The organism is Bradyrhizobium retamae (genome assembly GCF_001440415.1).
In the GTDB taxonomy this organism is placed as follows: Bacteria; Pseudomonadota; Alphaproteobacteria; order Rhizobiales; family Xanthobacteraceae; genus Bradyrhizobium; species Bradyrhizobium retamae.
Genome location: NZ_LLYA01000221.1, coordinates 1 through 14475 on the forward strand (window position 1 = coordinate 1; position 14475 = coordinate 14475).

A 14475-nucleotide genomic window follows, 5' to 3' on the forward strand; every position below is an offset into this window, starting at 1 on the left:
ATCAGGCGGCCGCTCAGCGCGCGCACGTCAAAACAAAAAGGCAACTGTAATGCTAATTGCCCGATCAGGCCGTTTTGCTGCGAGCACTTCATTACAGCACAGCCGTATCAGACTAAGTCGGTCAACTGGTACTGGCGTGGCTGGATGCCGAAGCGTTTCGGAAAACTACTTCATATCGCCGTCCATTGCGATGAGGATGGAATTGTTAAGCTAATGGCGTATCGCACACCACGTCATCCGCGCCATTTTCGTGTAAGAGATCGCGGTAGAAAATTGCTTCGTGACCATGCTCGATGGGTATGCTTCCTACGAAAAGCCGGAACTCCAGCATCCAAAAAGTCTCTCGGATATGGACGCCGACGCTCAAGCTGCAACGTCTTTGTGAGCGATCGCCGCGCGGATGGCGTTTTCAGTCACAGTCGGGTATTTTTTGCGGATATCCGCACCTGAAACTCCACCTTCTGCGAATGACTTGATGCTGCGAACAGGAATGCGCCTGCCGGCATCCCCGGCTGACCCAAATCAATGACTGCTCTGCGCACAGCGACTATCCTATTGCCAATTTCTCGCACAACGAAAGCTGCGGTAGGCAGGGCTAGTCCATGAGAACTGCGCTGAAATTGCTCATTCTTGCGACGCCTTAATGCTCGCGGGCCAGCCCTTCTTCGCGCAAAGCCTACGAACTGCCCAGCTTGAAATCGTCGATGTCTCGCCAGCCCGGCTCTCCCGAATTCGCTCGATGCTGAAAGAGGATGTCGACGCGGAGCGTATGCAAGGCGCCGTACCGCCTTGCCGCTTGGCCTCACGGTTACCGAGTGAAGCCGAACTGATTGGCTCGCCGCCAGCGGAAAGCCTTTTCTCGAGCCCAACACCGCGCCGCCAGTGCAGAGCCTACAGAATCGTCGGTGATTAGCACTACTTTGGCATGTTCGTCAGTTTGGTGAGCTTATCAGCGTTGAAATGGACGGTCTTGGAGGCTTCCGCCTGCTTGACCCAAGTGGCCATCGCCGCGCTGTCGGGCTTGGCGGCAAGCCCATGGCCGATCCGGAACGCATTGCCCACGGTCGGGCCGAGAATGAGGGCAAAGGTGGAACGATCTCGAGATAGACCAGCGCCTTGACGCCAACCCAACTGACCTTTTTCGCATGACGGGTGCGAGCGATGCCGGAAACCACCTTACAGAAGATGATCAACGCGATCACCATCTTGATCGGCTTGATCAAGCCGTCGCCGAGCGCCTTGACCCAGTTATTGGTCGGAAGAGACGGCGACAGCAGCGGACGAGGACACCGATCAGGATCGCGATCAGCGCCTGGACATAAAGGAGGTTTCACCAGGGTCGAGACGCCCGCGCGGCCGCCGCAGTTCCGATCTTGTCATGATTTTCCTGCCCCGATACGAACTCGAATATCTGGCCGCCGCGCGTTGAGAGGCGGCCGACATCACACGAGCGGCCAGCTTGTCCGCTCCAAGACGACGATGTCGGAAGTCCGACAATCGGCAACTTCATCCAAAAGCAGGCAGTTACGCGCTTTCTCTCTCGCCAAGTAAGGCGCTCACCAGAATCCTTCGAGCGGCACGGCGATTGCTGGGATCAGGCGCAAACCCGCCGCAGCCAAAGCGCTGGCAGCGGCCCCGTCTCAGGAGTGCCCGATGAGCCGCGCTCGATTGATCCCGATTAAAGCACTGATGGCGCTTATGCTCAGTGAAGAACCGGCGGACATCAATGTCGCGGTTGCCGCCAAGTTCACCGAGCCGGCCGGGGACATCGCACCCCTCAAGCAGAAATCTTGGTGCGGTTGGAGAATGACGCCAATAGCCGAGCGACGCGCGCCTTGCGTAAGGGGCCCGTTAGCCTACGCAATCATTGCGCGAGCATGACCATGTGCTCTGTGCTCGAACGCTTAAGTTGACGCACATGGATGGCTTTTCGCCAGAAATCTGGCAGTCGCTCGGGCTCACGATCGAGCTCGCGAGCGTGACGACCGTGATCCTGCTGATCGTTGGCACGCCGCTCGCGTGGTGGCTAGCACGCTCGAAGAGCCTTTGGACTGAGGCGGTGGCCACGATGATCGCGCTGCCGCTGGTGCTGCCGCCAACAGTACTCAGTTTTTATCTGCTCGCCCTGCTCGGCCCGAACGGCCCGGTCGGCCTTCTCGCCTCTCTGTGGGGCGGGCGCACGCTGGCCTTCACCTTTGCGGGGCTCGTGGTCGGATCGGTTTTGTCCGCGCTGCCTTTGGTGGTGCAGCCCATCCGCAACACCTTCGCTGCCATGGGTGACCGCCCGCTGGAGATCGCGGCCACTCTGCGCGCCTCACCGTTATATGCCTTCTTCACGGTCGCCCTGCCTCTGGCGCGACCGGGTCTTTTGACAGCCGCCGTGCTTGGCTTTGCGCATACGATCGGCACGTTCGGCGTCGTGCTGATGATCGGCGGCAACATTCCTGGCCGCACCAAGGTGCTGTCGGCCTTTCTCTTCGACTTTGTCCAAGAGTCGCGCTGGCGCGAAGCAAGCTGGCTTGCCGGCGCCATGCTGATGTTCGCCGTTGCGGTAGTCCTCGCCTTAACCTTGATCGACAAATATAGCAGAAGGAGGAGCACGTGAGGACAGCCACACCGGGCCGGATTGAAATTGCCTTGAGTGGCAGTATCGCTAGCTTTCCACTCGATACGCGATTCAGCGTACCGGCCAAAGGCGTGGCGGCGATTTTCGGCCCGCCAGGCTGCGGCAAGACTGCGGTGGCGCGCTGCATCGCCGGCCTTGAGCGTCTGCCGGCCGGCTTCTGCGCCATCGATGGCGAGGTATGGCAGGACAAGACGACCTTCCGCCCACCGCATCTGCGTCCCATCGGCTATGTGTCTCAGGAGGCGAGTCTCTTTCCCCATTTGTCGGTCAGGCGCAACTTGCTTTACGGTGCGCCCAAACCCAAACCGACGCCGATCGCGTTTGATGAGGTGCTCGAACTGCTCGACCTGGCGCCGCTGCTCGACCGCTCTCCCTCGCATCTCTCCGGCGGCGAGCGGCAGCGCGTCGCCATGGGTCGCGCGCTGTTGTCTCAGCCCAGACTGCTTGTGATGGACGAGCCGCTTGGCGCGCTCGACAGCTGCGCCAAACGTGAGATTCTGCCGTTCGTCGAGCGCCTGCCCGAGAAGCTCGCGCTGCCGATGATCTACATCGGCCGTGACATGGCGGAGATCGAACGCTTTGCCGATCATCTCGTTATGATGGAGCGCGGCATGGTAACCGCGGCTGGGCCGCTGCATGTCTTGCAGACCGATCCTGCGCTGCCGCTTGCGGCGAGCCGCGAAGCCGCCATCAGCCTTGATGGCGTGGTGAGCGGCTACGATGGGCGCTATGGGCTTCTTATTCTCCGCCTCAAAGGTGCGCGCCTGTTGGTGCCGGCGCCGCCGCTTGCACCCGGCGTGCACCAACGGCTGCGCATCGCTGCCTGCGACGTCAGCGTCGCGCGCGAAGCACCGCGCGCAGGCTCCATCCTCAATGTCTTTCCGGCGCGCATCAGAGCCTGTTTGCCGCTCGGCGCGGCTGAGATCACGCTGGTACTTGCGCTCGGCACCGGGGGCTCGGGCACGGAGATTTTGGCGCGCATAACGCGTTTCTCCTTTGATTCGCTAGGGCTCAAGGATGGAGTGGACGTATTCGCCCAGCTCAAGCACGTTTCGCTGCTCTCGGCCTCTGAACCGCCACTGCAAACCATACCAGCTTCCACGCCAACAGCAGATCCTGGGGACAGGCAAGCGACGCCGCGGCGTGAAACGAGAAGCTCGGCACGAGAGGCGAGCGGCATCTTCTTAAGCCTCCACTCTTGTGGTGCCACGCATGTAACTTGACGGCGATATCGGAAGCTGGCAAAGCGACCCAGCATTCCACGGGCACGCTGGCAGCTATGCGCGTTTCAGTGTCGTCAACCAAGGCGCGCACCACGTTCCCGAACGGCACGCCGATTGCTGGGATGAGAAGCAAAGAGCCGCCGCGGCCAGAGCCATCGCAGCGGCCCATCCCTGGAATGCCCAATGACGCTTACCCGACTGATCCTGATCAACTCAATTCTGACGCTGCTTATGTTCGGAAATGCGGAAGCGGCGGAGATCGATGTGGCGGTCGCCGCTAACTTCACCATACCGTCCAAGGAGATGCAGCGTCGTTTAAGCAGAAGACTGGGCGAGGCCCTGTTGAGCTTTGGCGCGAGCGGACAGTTTTACAGCCAGATCACGCAAGGGGCGCCATTTGAGGTGTTTCTCTCGGCCGACAACGCCCGCCCGAGCAAACTGCTCGAGAAACGGCTCGCGGTTCCGGAAAGCCGCTTCACCTATGCGATCGGCAACCTCGTGCTCTGGAGTTCGACTCAAAAGTTCGTGAACGACGCGGAGACTTTCGCAAAACGGTCGATCTACAATCCGGCCGCGGCGCTTTATGGCGCAGCCGCGGAGCACGCTATTAAAGCGCTCGGCGCCTATGAGTCGACGCAGCCGAAGCTGGTCGCGGGATTCTCGCCTCTCTCTGGGGCGGGCGCGCCCTCGCCTTCACCTTCGGGCTTGTGGTCGGATGGGTTTTGTACGCGCTCTCTTTCGTGGTGCAGCCGCTTCCCAACGCCTCCGTGGCCAAGCTGGCTTGCCATCGGCATGGTGATGCTCGGCCTTGCGGTAATCCTCGCCGCAACGTTGTTCTAGAAGTGCAGCGCAAGGAGAGCACGTGAGGACAGCCACACCAGAGCGAATCGAAATCGCCTTCAGCGGTAGGCTCGCTAGCTTTGCGATCGATGCGCAGTTCAGTGAACGGGCCAAAGGTGTGGCGGCGATCTCCAGCACAGCGCGCATGACGCGCCGCTGCCTATGCGCTAAGGCTCAACCATGGAATGGACGTGTTCGCCCTGGTCAGGGGTCGTCTCATTGGTTCACGACCTCTGAACGCTAGGGCATCGCGCCATCTACGCCAGCAGTAGATGCTGGACGGGCAAGCGCCGCGGTTTGAAACGAGCCAAGAGGATCAAGCCCATGATCGCCAACCACGCCGAGATCTATCCCAAGCGCGTCGCGGCAATCCTCTATAGGCCCGAACAAGACGCGGATACGCTGCTTGCCGACTTCACCCAGGATCTCGCGCGGCAAGGCGTGCGTCGGCGGCATCGTCCAGCGAAACTTCAAGGGCGCAAGCGGCACGAAAACCATGCTCGCGCGCGACGTTGCGACGGGGCGCCAGATTCCGAGCTGTCAGCCACTCGGCAGCGGCGCCATTTCCTGCAAGCTCGATGCTAATGGGCTTGCCGATGCCGCAGTTGTCGCGTTCCGCGCGATCAAGCGGCACGTCGATCTCCTCGTGATCAACAAATTCTCCAGGAAGGAGGCGTCCGGCCAGGGCCTGCGAGGAATTTGCTGATGCGATCATGGCTGGCGTGCCGCTCCTCACCGCTGTTCCCGAAAAATACCATGCCGCCTGGCGGACTTTCACCGGAGATGTCGGCACGACGCTGCTGTGCTAGCGACAGGTCGGGGAGGGACGGTGGCGCGACATCGCCCTGCGCCTCCGCGCATCCGGGCGCATTCCACCCCGTTATCGGCTATTTACTGATCATCAGATCCGACAGCTTGATCACGGCGGGAGGACATCCACAATTTTGACCCCGAGAACGTCCGCGGCGGCCTCGATCTTGGCGAATGCAGCGACGCGCCAAGGCCCGTGGCCGCGAATTCAACGCCGATGATGTAGTTAAAGAGTTGCTGATGGACGCTGTGTTGCAACAGTTTGGGGCACCGCCTTTGGCGACCCCGCCGGCGTACGTCTCTCCTACGCATCGAAATTACCGTCAACATTTCGGCCCGCGCATGCGTCGCAATAGCAGCGAGGCTTATTGTTCACATTCCCGCGGCCGAAATGTTTGCTGTCCTCGGGGAGAGCGCCGATAACTCAATTCCCCAAAGCCGTCCGGATCGCCGTTACATCGCCAATGACAGACGCGATGTTACAGGAAGGCTTGGCGCGCTTGACATCGACCTCTGTGCTCGCGTTGAACGTGAAGTTTCTTCTCACACGAGGGCCATGAGCGAGCCTTGACCTCCCAGAAAGCAAGCCGCTGATGCTGCGAAGCAATCCATCGTGCGGCAGAAGGAGAGAATAGATTAGTTCGTCGCTCCGCTCCTCGCAATGATGAAGAGAGAGCGCAGCCGCGCTACGGCCGCATGGACATGAAATCCATCGCTGGATCGCAATTATCGGCGACGAAGCGCAGCTCCGACTGAACGTCGTCGACCGGCCGGATCTCGAGATATTTCGTGACCACACAACTAAGCAGCGCGCGGCAAACGCTGTCAGTCCCAAGACCTGCGCCCTCCGCCTCCGCAATGGCGGCGGAAAAATGACGTGTCGCGATTTCAGTTGCTGACATCCGTGCCTCCCAATTCTTCCAGATCACTCCTTATGCCTAAAAGCGTCTACGCTGCCTTTGATCCTGGTCAACGAATCTGGCTCGAGCTCGCCCGGCTACTATCCCCGATTCGGCATCGATCAAAACAAGGTCAGTCCCAGCTCCCGCTCCAACATCAGCGGTCCTCGTGCGCGTCGTGAGGGCGACCAGTGGCTTGGCGGAACATCGCCGCGCGCGCTGAGTTCATCTTAATTAAGCGAATTCTTTTGGCATTATAGCACACCCGAACATTTGACTTGGGCTAGTCGTTCAAAGGCGCGCAACCGGTCGAGCACGGCAACATATTCAGTCGTTGAAGCAGGACGGCAGGACCATTCAATCGAAACCATGCTGCTAAGATGCCTCCCACGGCGAGCGTCCGATTGTTGCATTTCCGCCAGTTGAATCGCGAGATCACCTGGCATATCGCTTGCTTCGCCTGAGGCTGGAATCATCGGTTTCCACGCGAAGCAATCTTGTGAGGACAATATGCTTGGAATTGGAAGTAAGTTACCGTCGTTCGAAATCACAGGCGTGAAGCCCGGTTTTCACCTGCACGAGGAGAACGGGCAGAGCGCGTTCGAGACGCTGACGGAGAACAGCTTCCCTGGGAAATGGAAAGTCATCTTCTTCTACCCCAAGGATTTCACCTTCGTCTGCCCAACCGAGATCGCGGAGTTTGCCCGCCTGTCGAAGGATTTTGCCGACCGCGATGCGGTCGTGCTAGGCGGATCGACCGACAACGAGTTCTGCAAGCTCGCTTGGCGGCGCTCGCACAAGGACCTGCACCATCTGCCGATCTGGCAGTTTGCCGACACGAAGGGCGGGCTGGTCGATGGCCTTGACGTGCGTTCGCCCGACGGCGTCGCCTATCGCTACACATTCGTCGTCGACCCCGACAATACGATCCAGCACGTCTACGCGACCAATCTCAATGTCGGCCGGAGCCCAAAGGACACGCTGCGCGTGCTGGATGCCCTGCAGACCGACGAGCTCTGCGCCTGTAACCGCGAAATAGGCGGCGAAACCCTGAAAGTTGCTTGAGGCATGATGTCGATTGAACAGCTAAAGGACCAAATTCCCGATTTCGCCAAGGACGTGAGACTCAACTTGGCGTCGATGATGTCGGATGAGACGCTATTACCGCAGAGCAAATACGGGCTGTTGCTCGCCACCGCGATTGCGACCCGCAATCCCGTGGTGATCGGCGCAATAGAATCTGCGGCGGCCGTCGTGATGACGCCGGCCGCGGTCGCGGCGGCGAAATCCGCGGCCTCCATGATGGCGATGAACAACGTCTACTACCGCTTCGTTCACCTCGCCTCCAATCCGGAATACAAGACGATGCCGGCGCGGCTGCGCATGAACGTGATCGGCAATCCCGGCGTGGACAGGACCGATTTCGAGCTGTGGTCGCTGGCGGTAAGTGCCATCAACGGCTGCGGCGCCTGCATGGACGCCCATGAGAAGGCGCTGCGGGAGGCCGGCGTCAGCTCGGCGGCCATCCAAACTGTGGTCCGCTTTGCCGCGATCGTGCAGTCGGTTGCGGTTGCGATCGAGGCGGCCGGCATGGGCGTGACCCAGGGGTGGAGTGATCCACCCCCTCCGCGCTCTTGTTGAGGGTGTTCTGGAATCCAAATGCGGTTGATAATCCAACAACTTCAAGGCGCATTTGGAAAAAGGCGCTCCCTCAGCAATTTCAATAGCTTGGCAGCCGTTCCAAGTGAAAAACAGCGCGTCCGGTTGGAGCGCACGTTCGCCGCGCCTACCGTGAGGCGAGGCGTTCCATAGTGATCAGATCGAAGTTAACGAGCTCTGCAGCTTGGGTACTTTCGTCGGTATGCGGCTAAGAAGTCTTCGTCGGCGCAGATGCACCGTCCCGACGTATCTTTCGCCTTGGGATCGTGAAGATGCGACGCGAGTGGACGAAGCAGGTTAATCCGTGTGCTTGTGGTCTGCAGGTTCAGAAGCCCGGAAGCGTGCTTCACGAGATCCGCCGCCAACATTATGCCAGCGAGAGCCGACTGAAATGACATCGGCACAACGGCTCTCACAGGCTGCGCTCCGTCCGTTAGGCGCATGACAATCCCCCCGCAGATTGCCCGCTGGTGAAACGATCGGACGGACTGGCCGACAAACTCTTTAAGGGCTTCGGACGGGATTTCGAAGGCCTTGGCGACACGCTCGACGAAACCTACATCCACCGGCCTGTTCGTCTGAAGGAGATCCCGGATCTCTTGTTGGGCCTCCGGCATCTTCAGCTCCTCAGCCATCTTCTCGTCCTCGTCCTTGATCTTCCCGTGAGGCAAGTAAAGGCAGGCCAGACATGCCCGCCCGTCATCAAAGCCGTGGCGCGATACCCCGAGATCAAGCTCCTGTGTCCAGGCGTTTACGATCCATTTCGGCAACGCCCCCTGCACGGCAATGCGGTCCGGAGCGTTGTCCAATGCGACAGCGACTCTTTCGAACATCCAATCGTTCCGGTCGCTCACATAGACGTCCCATTTGGCACAATGCGCCGACACTTCCAGCGCCGTGTCCGCGAGCGCGGCACGCGCCAGATCCACTTTTGGTGAACCAACATCACATTGGCCGGCCAGCACGTAGCGCTGCAGATTCGAAAGATCGACCTCCTCATGGTCTACCAGACGGAGCGATCCCTTAAGGCTCGCCGTGCGAGCCAAAGCCCAAATGGCGCCATTGCCGATCGCGCCGAGCCCGACGAGGTGAGTCTCGCCGATATCCGTTCCCTCAAAGGCCGGACCGGAGTCAGGGGTGCCCTGGGCGTAGGTCAGCATTGACAGGTCGATAAGTTCGTCAGCGTCGCCCTGATCCAGCTGGTCGGCAAATACCGTCCGAAAGACGTTGGCTGCGGCGAAGCATGACGCAGCTCCCGCGCCAAACGGATTCATCGACTCGCCGGAGCCAACCAGACCGCGGCTCGAAAGCTTGGCTCTCCATCCGTCCGAGCCGATGAAGAAGGTCGGACACTTAGTGCGCGACGGACTGCTTCCAACGACCACGGAAACCGTGACGGCCTTCCTGGTCTTGGCAAGCTCGATCTCAGGATTTATGGACTTCGCGAGGAACTCCAGGATTGGACCATGATCCTTCGCCTTTGCATCGAGCGGCCGCAGCGCGATCGTCGGATAAAGACGCGACAACAGCCTGATGATCAAATCCAGACTGGCCCTGCCTTCCGGCGACTGCACGGCTGCGCCGTCGAAAGACACTCCGATCACTTGCGCGGCAAGCCTGTCCTCGAACGCTGAGATCTTGAAATTGGTTAGCACCCGCGACGCCGCCGACGCCGCACGGTCCATGAAGTTGGCCATGGCCATCGTTCAATCCTTGATTAAAATCATCCGCGTAACCTGGCCAACCGACAAGGGGCGCCACACTCCAGCCGCGTCAAGCCGGTACGATGCGACGTTCCTGAGATCGAAGGGCACTCGCGCGAAGTTCGGCACGACCAAAGACAAGCACCCCACCGTCGTGGCGATCGCGTATTCGTCGTCCGTGCTGGAATGATAGGCTCGGCCGGGATGACTGTGTATCTGGGCAATGAGCGCAAGCTTCTCCCGGTACAGCCATACATTTATGCGATGCAGCTCTTCAGGTCCTGTTACGACGCACACCCCGTCGGCAGTACGTATGTGGCGTTGGGCGGGAATGAGAGTCCTATGTACCTGAAAATGGTGCCCCGTCTGACGGCCTACCCAAAGGCCGAGACCTTCATGCCCTTCACGCCCCACTTTCCGCAGATGGCCATGGAGTTCGTCCACGCAGCCCCGCGGTACCGAGAGGACCGTAACGTCCGCGATCTGATTCATTCCGGTACGGCCAGTAATGAGGGCAGCACGTTCAGCGCCGGGATCTGGACCTGGACCTGCACCTGGTAATGCTCGATCGGCTTTACCCCGTGCTGCCAGATCTTTTCGAGGATAAAAGCTAAGGATCCTTCGCCAGAGCTTCGATGCATCAGCCATGAATCACCGGTGTGAGCGGGATTGTCGTGGTATTCGCGAATGCCGGGAAGACAAATAAATGGCCGATCATCAGGGCTGTTGTACTGAATCATGTTTGTCACTTGCACCCCGCCCTGCTGGGCCAGCGCCTGAATGGTTTCGGGAGTTGCGCCGGGGATTGCCGCACGGCGAAACATTTGCACCTGGAGCAATTTGGCGGGTATCGGTTCGCGCGTGAAAGGATCCACGAACCTGACGGAGGGCGGCCGCAGATCATAATCCGTAAAATTCAGCACGATGGCAGCGACGATCGGAGGCGGTCTCAGCTTAGTCGCCGCGAAAACCACGAAGATTTCCGGAAACTCTGCGTCAAGCAGGATCCAGCCCCTCTTGCGATAGGCCGATTCCATGCTCCGATAGTTGGCAAGCTCCCGCTCGAACTTTACGCGCGAGACCTCGGGATCGACAGTTTGGAGGTCAGCCACCGGCCACGCCAGCCTTGAGACTCAGGAACAGCGTCACTTCCTTGCCAAACTCAAACTCGCCTAGCTTCTTGTCCGGATCCAACCGCTCGCCCGCTTCGTTCTTGATCTCCCAATTCTCGGGCGGTTGAGCCAGGTTCTTTGTCTCCTCCAGCGCTTTTTGGCGGGCCACATGCAGCGGCTGCTGCTCTACGGCCTTAATGACGACAGGCTGACCGTTCACGACCATCGTGATTTCGACGAAATCCGTGCCCTGATCACTTCCTGGCTTCTTCTCATTCTTCATTTTTGGTCCTTTTGTGTGTGGGCGGCGCTTGGAATCGATGCTGCCGATCGTATGCAGGGGACGACGTGCAAAAAAAAGGGAGCATGCCACAAGACGCAATCGAAAAGCCTTCATTTGACGCGTGCGTACGCAGTTTTCAGGCGTTAGCGCTCTTTCGTCCACATCTCCGACCCGTTGCGGCTTGAGTCGCCCAGACCGGCGGCCCGCCAGTGAGCAACATCCGGAACACGTCGTCGCCACACTGGCGCGTGTGGCTCAAGCTGGACAACCGATGCCTCGTGCCCTTCAACGGCTTTGCCGAATGCGCCCCGAAGCGAACCCCGAAACGGAGGGATGTCGTCTGGTTCGCGCTAAACGAGGATCGGCCGCTCTGTGCCTGCGCTGGCATCGGGACCCACAACATTCCTGTTTACCGAGATGGCGAACGCGCCGAACGTGGGGAGCTGACCTGAATCGGCAGGAAGTCGGTCATGCCGTGACGAATGGTCGCGCAGTATCACAAGATCCGCGGCAACGAAGCTTCGATTATCAATGACACAGCGAGATGTGCATCATGTCACCAACCCGATAGGGTCAACAACAACGTGCTCGGTGTGGACTCACAGTTCGGGCACGTAAATATCCGGCTTTCGAGCCCTGTGCCCTCTGGTTCGATGCGTTACGAGCGCGGTTCGAGTGCCGCACCGCTTACAAGCGGGACGTTTTATCGATTCCGGGAACATACGCATATCCAACCCCGAAGGGGGCTGGGAGCGACTCCGGTGAAAGCCCCCTTTCCCGCCACAACAATTAATCTGGTTTGTTTGTCGGGTCTGCAACATACCCGACATAATCGTTTCGGCATGGGCAGCAAACCGAGACGCCGCCCCGCCGGCTGTCAGGTCGCTCGGTTGACAAACGCAAAATCCGAGTCACGCTTGGCCTCTTTTTGATTGGCCATTTGCATGACGTATCGGCGCCGAGGCCCTGGTTGGGTTGCCGCCATTTTCATCACCGCGGTGATGTGGCTCGCCGTCGTTTCAGCGTTCATGACCTTGTGGTCCTGTGACGCTGCCGCTCCGTAATTTCCCGGAGCAGAAATAGTGCCCGCTTCCTATTGCTGGTGCCAGCAGCCGAGGTGAAGCATTTCAGCACGGACAAGCATAATCTGACCGGTAAACCGCAGAGCAAGCTGCGGCCATTCCGTTTGTGGGTAGCGAGCGCTTCGCGCTGACAGAAGCTCCAGTCCGCGCCGGCCGCCCAGCGCGAGCGACCGGCGACGGAAGGAGGATGACCTGCCTTCGGGGCTTTGGGGGCATAGAGGCCAGGCCGCCTCGCATGCAGTCCAGCACGCCTGGGTCAATGTCGTCTACCCGCAAAGGTCCGCGTATTGACGGTCTGACGAGGAACGTTCGGCGAGGGCGGCGCGTTTCGGGCCATGGATATCATCTACTGGATCGCCGGTTTTGCCGCCCTGGTCGTACTTGCCGCGGGCGGCTTCGCTCTCATACGAGAGATGCGCTGAGTTTCCACCAGCGCTTCGCGCGATCTATTGTTCATCTGGCTTTGGCTTACCCGTTAGATCGAGCGGCTGCTCGCCGTGCATATGCGCCATACCTGGCCGAGGTCGCGCATGTCAACCAGGGCGCCGCAAACCGGGCAGTTGCCGAAATGCTCGATCTCCGGCCGGTTCGGATCATCCATGTCGACGCCGGTGTAGCGCGGCAACTGCTGAGAGCTTTCGACATCCGCCTGAAATCCCTCGGGAAGATCCGGCGCGGTGGACTCATCGGATTGATTGCAGACCGGGCATGCCGCTCCGGCAGCGCCGCAGGTACAGGCACGCGCGCCTAACCACGGCTGGTCCGGATGCTCCTCGCACACCCAATGACAGTTGTCGCAGCGGGCACACCACTTCATTGCAGGTCCTCCCTCTGGGCACAGAAACCAGCGCGGGAAAGGTCCGGGAGGAGATTCCCGCAGGGGTCCTGGAATTGCTACCATGCCGGGGCTGCGCCCGGACAAGGTCCTGCGCCTCTACAAGGATCTTGGCATCACCTCGCTTGACGAACTGAAAGCAGCTACCAAGCAAGACCGGATCAAGAAGGCCAAGGGGCTCGGTGCGGCAGTGCAGACGAAGATCCTGCACAATCTCGAAACTGCAAAGGGCAGCGCGGGGCTGCTTCATCTGCATCGCGCCGCCGCCCTGCTCGAGCATTCGAAGAAAACTCTCGAGAAGACACAACCCGAACTGAAGCACGTGACTATAGCCGGCGACTTGAGACGGAGCTGCGAGCTCGTCGGAGAGCTCGCCCTGGTGGCAGAAACGCCGGTTTCGGAAAGAACCGACCATCCGGGATTTGTCGGGCCTGAAGGTTTACGTGGCCGACCGCAAGCACTTGGGCGCTCTGCTCCTCCAGGCCACCGGATCGGCCGATCATTTGGAAGGGCTCCGGTCTCTCGCCGACACGAAGGGCATGAGGCTTGAGGTGCACGGGCTCCACAAAGGCCGAACCGTGATCGCCGCCAAGGAGGAGGACATCTACCGAGCTCCTGGCCTTCCCTTCATCGAACCCGAATTATGCGATGGCCGCAGCGAAATCGAGCGCGCGCTAAGAGGCAAGCTGCCGAAACTGGTTTCGATCATCCCGATTGAAGGGACGTTCTGAGGGAGCCCCAGGTGCCATGTCTGCGTCAGGATCGACGCCGCAAGGCCGATGCCGCGCGGGCTCGCTTCACGCGAGCCTGCGTCCGGACGTCTCAAGGCGCCCCGGGGCAACCCAGATCACGATAGAAGCTGCTGAACTTTTTGCATCAAAAGCGGATCATGCATATACACCGCCCATTCCAGCAGGGTCTGCCGCACGGTAGTCCCCAATATGCCATGAAGCGCCAGCCGATCGAAAACGAGTGACCGGTCCGCCTCAACACGCGCCGCGATGACGTCTGATAGCAAGCGTACGTCATATCCGCGCTCGGCCGCCTGCAGTGCGGCAATGAATATCTCCTCTTCGAGCCAGCTTCCTCCGAAGAAAATGATACCGGTTTCGGGTGAAGCCAGATTGTCCGTAAACCGCCGGTCGTGCCAAATGGAAAGGGCGTCAACGTCCAGCTGCGTCATCGAGTGAACGACTTGCTGACTACCAGTAATCCCGAACGGCTGGCATTTCCCGATGAGGGTCGACGCGACGGTGAACATCTCCAGGCCTGTCTGCAGTAGTGAGAAACTGACGTGCCGCGCGGCAAGATCGGCCGAAGCCGGCGTTTCGCCGCGCCTCAGATTGACCAAAACCACCCGACTATGTCGTGGGTCTGCAAGCATCTACGTGTCAAATGCCCTT

Annotated in this window: 16 protein-coding genes and 4 pseudogenes; 10 read left to right on the top strand and 10 right to left on the bottom strand. The window is 59.9% G+C overall.

Features of this window, described 5'->3' with window-relative positions; all coding sequences use genetic code 11:
• Positions 1 to 363 precede the first annotated feature (363 nt).
• Positions 364 to 492, bottom strand: a complete 129-nt coding sequence (locus CQ13_RS47495; protein ID WP_082637901.1) for a DUF433 domain-containing protein — start codon at positions 490 to 492, stop codon at positions 364 to 366.
• A gap of 465 nt (positions 493 to 957) precedes the next feature.
• A pseudogene (locus tag CQ13_RS44045) lies at positions 958 to 1372 on the bottom strand (cation:dicarboxylate symporter family transporter); the annotation flags it as partial.
• A gap of 546 nt (positions 1373 to 1918) precedes the next feature.
• Here CQ13_RS44045 and modB point away from each other — a divergent pair.
• The 4 genes and pseudogenes from modB (at position 1919) to CQ13_RS46240 (ending at position 5498) form a co-directional block, all read left to right on the top strand.
• The gene (modB, locus tag CQ13_RS38355) at positions 1919 to 2605 is read left to right on the top strand and encodes a molybdate ABC transporter permease subunit (RefSeq protein WP_057847946.1); all 687 of its coding nucleotides are present in this window, start codon (positions 1919 to 1921) and stop codon (positions 2603 to 2605) included.
• On the top strand, positions 2602 to 3849 hold the full coding sequence (modC, locus tag CQ13_RS38360) for a molybdenum ABC transporter ATP-binding protein (RefSeq protein WP_082637900.1): 1248 nt from the start codon (positions 2602 to 2604) through the stop codon (positions 3847 to 3849). Before modB ends, modC begins: the two co-directional genes overlap by 4 nt.
• A 264-nt stretch (positions 3850 to 4113) precedes the next feature.
• On the top strand, positions 4114 to 4689 hold the full coding sequence (gene modA, locus CQ13_RS46230) for a molybdate ABC transporter substrate-binding protein (protein ID WP_392692182.1): 576 nt from the start codon (positions 4114 to 4116) through the stop codon (positions 4687 to 4689).
• Positions 4690 to 5185: 496 nt separating this feature from the next.
• Positions 5186 to 5498: pseudogene (locus tag CQ13_RS46240) on the top strand (DUF2478 domain-containing protein).
• Between the two features lie 687 nt (positions 5499 to 6185).
• On the opposite strand, the gene CQ13_RS38375 reads toward CQ13_RS46240, so the two are convergent.
• On the bottom strand, positions 6186 to 6401 hold the full coding sequence (locus CQ13_RS38375) for a hypothetical protein (protein ID WP_057847948.1): 216 nt from the start codon (positions 6399 to 6401) through the stop codon (positions 6186 to 6188).
• A gap of 507 nt (positions 6402 to 6908) precedes the next feature.
• Here CQ13_RS38375 and CQ13_RS38380 point away from each other — a divergent pair.
• Together CQ13_RS38380 and ahpD are read left to right on the top strand one after the other, a co-directional pair.
• Positions 6909 to 7463, top strand: coding sequence for a peroxiredoxin (locus CQ13_RS38380; protein ID WP_057847949.1), 555 nt, complete (start codon positions 6909 to 6911; stop codon positions 7461 to 7463).
• A 3-nt stretch (positions 7464 to 7466) separates the two neighbouring features.
• Positions 7467 to 8039, top strand: coding sequence for an alkylhydroperoxidase, AhpD family (ahpD, locus tag CQ13_RS38385; protein ID WP_197427581.1), 573 nt, complete (start codon positions 7467 to 7469; stop codon positions 8037 to 8039).
• Positions 8040 to 8224: 185 nt separating this feature from the next.
• Here the strand turns inward: ahpD and CQ13_RS38390 are convergent, their stop codons facing one another.
• Positions 8225 to 9760, bottom strand: a complete 1536-nt coding sequence (locus CQ13_RS38390; RefSeq protein WP_057847950.1) for an E2 ligase fold family C protein — start codon at positions 9758 to 9760, stop codon at positions 8225 to 8227.
• On the opposite strand from CQ13_RS38390, the gene CQ13_RS46245 reads away from it, so the two are divergent.
• Entirely contained in the window at positions 9753 to 9950 is a 198-nt protein-coding gene (locus tag CQ13_RS46245; RefSeq protein WP_057850474.1) for a hypothetical protein, read from the top strand. The genes CQ13_RS38390 and CQ13_RS46245 overlap by 8 nt on opposite strands.
• 11 nt (positions 9951 to 9961) lie before the next feature.
• On the opposite strand, the pseudogene CQ13_RS46250 reads toward CQ13_RS46245, so the two are convergent.
• The 3 genes and pseudogenes from CQ13_RS46250 to CQ13_RS38405 form a co-directional block, all read right to left on the bottom strand.
• A pseudogene (locus CQ13_RS46250) lies at positions 9962 to 10252 on the bottom strand (Mov34/MPN/PAD-1 family protein); the annotation flags it as partial.
• Positions 10249 to 10872 carry a putative metal-binding protein gene (locus CQ13_RS38400; RefSeq protein ID WP_057847952.1) on the bottom strand — a complete coding sequence of 208 codons (624 nt, stop codon included), beginning with the start codon at positions 10870 to 10872 and terminating at the stop codon, positions 10249 to 10251. The pseudogene CQ13_RS46250 and the gene CQ13_RS38400, both read right to left, overlap by 4 nt.
• Positions 10865 to 11155, bottom strand: coding sequence for a DUF2604 domain-containing protein (locus CQ13_RS38405; protein ID WP_057847953.1), 291 nt, complete (start codon positions 11153 to 11155; stop codon positions 10865 to 10867). Before CQ13_RS38405 ends, CQ13_RS38400 begins: the two co-directional genes overlap by 8 nt.
• A 191-nt stretch (positions 11156 to 11346) precedes the next feature.
• Between CQ13_RS38405 and CQ13_RS46255 the strand changes: the two are divergent.
• A pseudogene (locus CQ13_RS46255) lies at positions 11347 to 11550 on the top strand (SOS response-associated peptidase); the annotation flags it as partial.
• Positions 11551 to 12032: 482 nt separating this feature from the next.
• On the opposite strand, the gene CQ13_RS44050 reads toward CQ13_RS46255, so the two are convergent.
• Both CQ13_RS44050 and CQ13_RS44895 read right to left on the bottom strand, forming a co-directional pair.
• Positions 12033 to 12185: a hypothetical protein gene (locus CQ13_RS44050; RefSeq protein WP_156434170.1), complete on the bottom strand. Its 153-nt coding sequence runs from the start codon at positions 12183 to 12185 to the stop codon at positions 12033 to 12035.
• A gap of 527 nt (positions 12186 to 12712) precedes the next feature.
• Entirely contained in the window at positions 12713 to 13054 is a 342-nt protein-coding gene (locus tag CQ13_RS44895; RefSeq protein ID WP_197427582.1) for a hypothetical protein, read from the bottom strand.
• Positions 13055 to 13136: 82 nt separating this feature from the next.
• Here CQ13_RS44895 and CQ13_RS46260 point away from each other — a divergent pair, with 82 nt between their 5' ends.
• Together CQ13_RS46260 and CQ13_RS46265 are read left to right on the top strand one after the other, a co-directional pair.
• On the top strand, positions 13137 to 13622 hold the full coding sequence (locus CQ13_RS46260; protein WP_057847955.1) for a hypothetical protein: 486 nt from the start codon (positions 13137 to 13139) through the stop codon (positions 13620 to 13622).
• Positions 13516 to 13803 (top strand): hypothetical protein, encoded by a 288-nt coding sequence (locus CQ13_RS46265; protein WP_245309611.1) that lies wholly within the window; start codon positions 13516 to 13518, stop codon positions 13801 to 13803. Before CQ13_RS46260 ends, CQ13_RS46265 begins: the two co-directional genes overlap by 107 nt.
• Before the next feature lie 116 nt (positions 13804 to 13919).
• Here the strand turns inward: CQ13_RS46265 and CQ13_RS38425 are convergent, their stop codons facing one another.
• Positions 13920 to 14429: a cysteine hydrolase family protein gene (locus CQ13_RS38425; protein ID WP_156434172.1), complete on the bottom strand. Its 510-nt coding sequence runs from the start codon at positions 14427 to 14429 to the stop codon at positions 13920 to 13922.
• Between the last annotated feature and the right edge of the window lie 46 nt (positions 14430 to 14475).

Bases quoted from the DNA above. Each gene is read 5' to 3' on its own strand.
- modB (WP_057847946.1), top strand. From the start codon at position 1,919: ATGGATGGCTTTTCGCCAGAAATCTGGCAGTCGCTCGGGCTCACGATC.
- CQ13_RS38375 (WP_057847948.1), bottom strand. From the start codon at position 6,401: ATGTCAGCAACTGAAATCGCGACACGTCATTTTTCCGCCGCCATTGCG.
- CQ13_RS38380 (WP_057847949.1), top strand. From the start codon at position 6,909: ATGCTTGGAATTGGAAGTAAGTTACCGTCGTTCGAAATCACAGGCGTG.
- ahpD (WP_197427581.1), top strand. From the start codon at position 7,467: ATGATGTCGATTGAACAGCTAAAGGACCAAATTCCCGATTTCGCCAAG.
- CQ13_RS46245 (WP_057850474.1), top strand. From the start codon at position 9,753: ATGGCCATCGTTCAATCCTTGATTAAAATCATCCGCGTAACCTGGCCA.
- CQ13_RS38390 (WP_057847950.1), bottom strand. From the start codon at position 9,760: ATGGCCATGGCCAACTTCATGGACCGTGCGGCGTCGGCGGCGTCGCGG.
- CQ13_RS38405 (WP_057847953.1), bottom strand. From the start codon at position 11,155: ATGAAGAATGAGAAGAAGCCAGGAAGTGATCAGGGCACGGATTTCGTC.
- CQ13_RS44050 (WP_156434170.1), bottom strand. From the start codon at position 12,185: ATGAACGCTGAAACGACGGCGAGCCACATCACCGCGGTGATGAAAATG.
- CQ13_RS44895 (WP_197427582.1), bottom strand. From the start codon at position 13,054: ATGAAGTGGTGTGCCCGCTGCGACAACTGTCATTGGGTGTGCGAGGAG.
- CQ13_RS46260 (WP_057847955.1), top strand. From the start codon at position 13,137: ATGCCGGGGCTGCGCCCGGACAAGGTCCTGCGCCTCTACAAGGATCTT.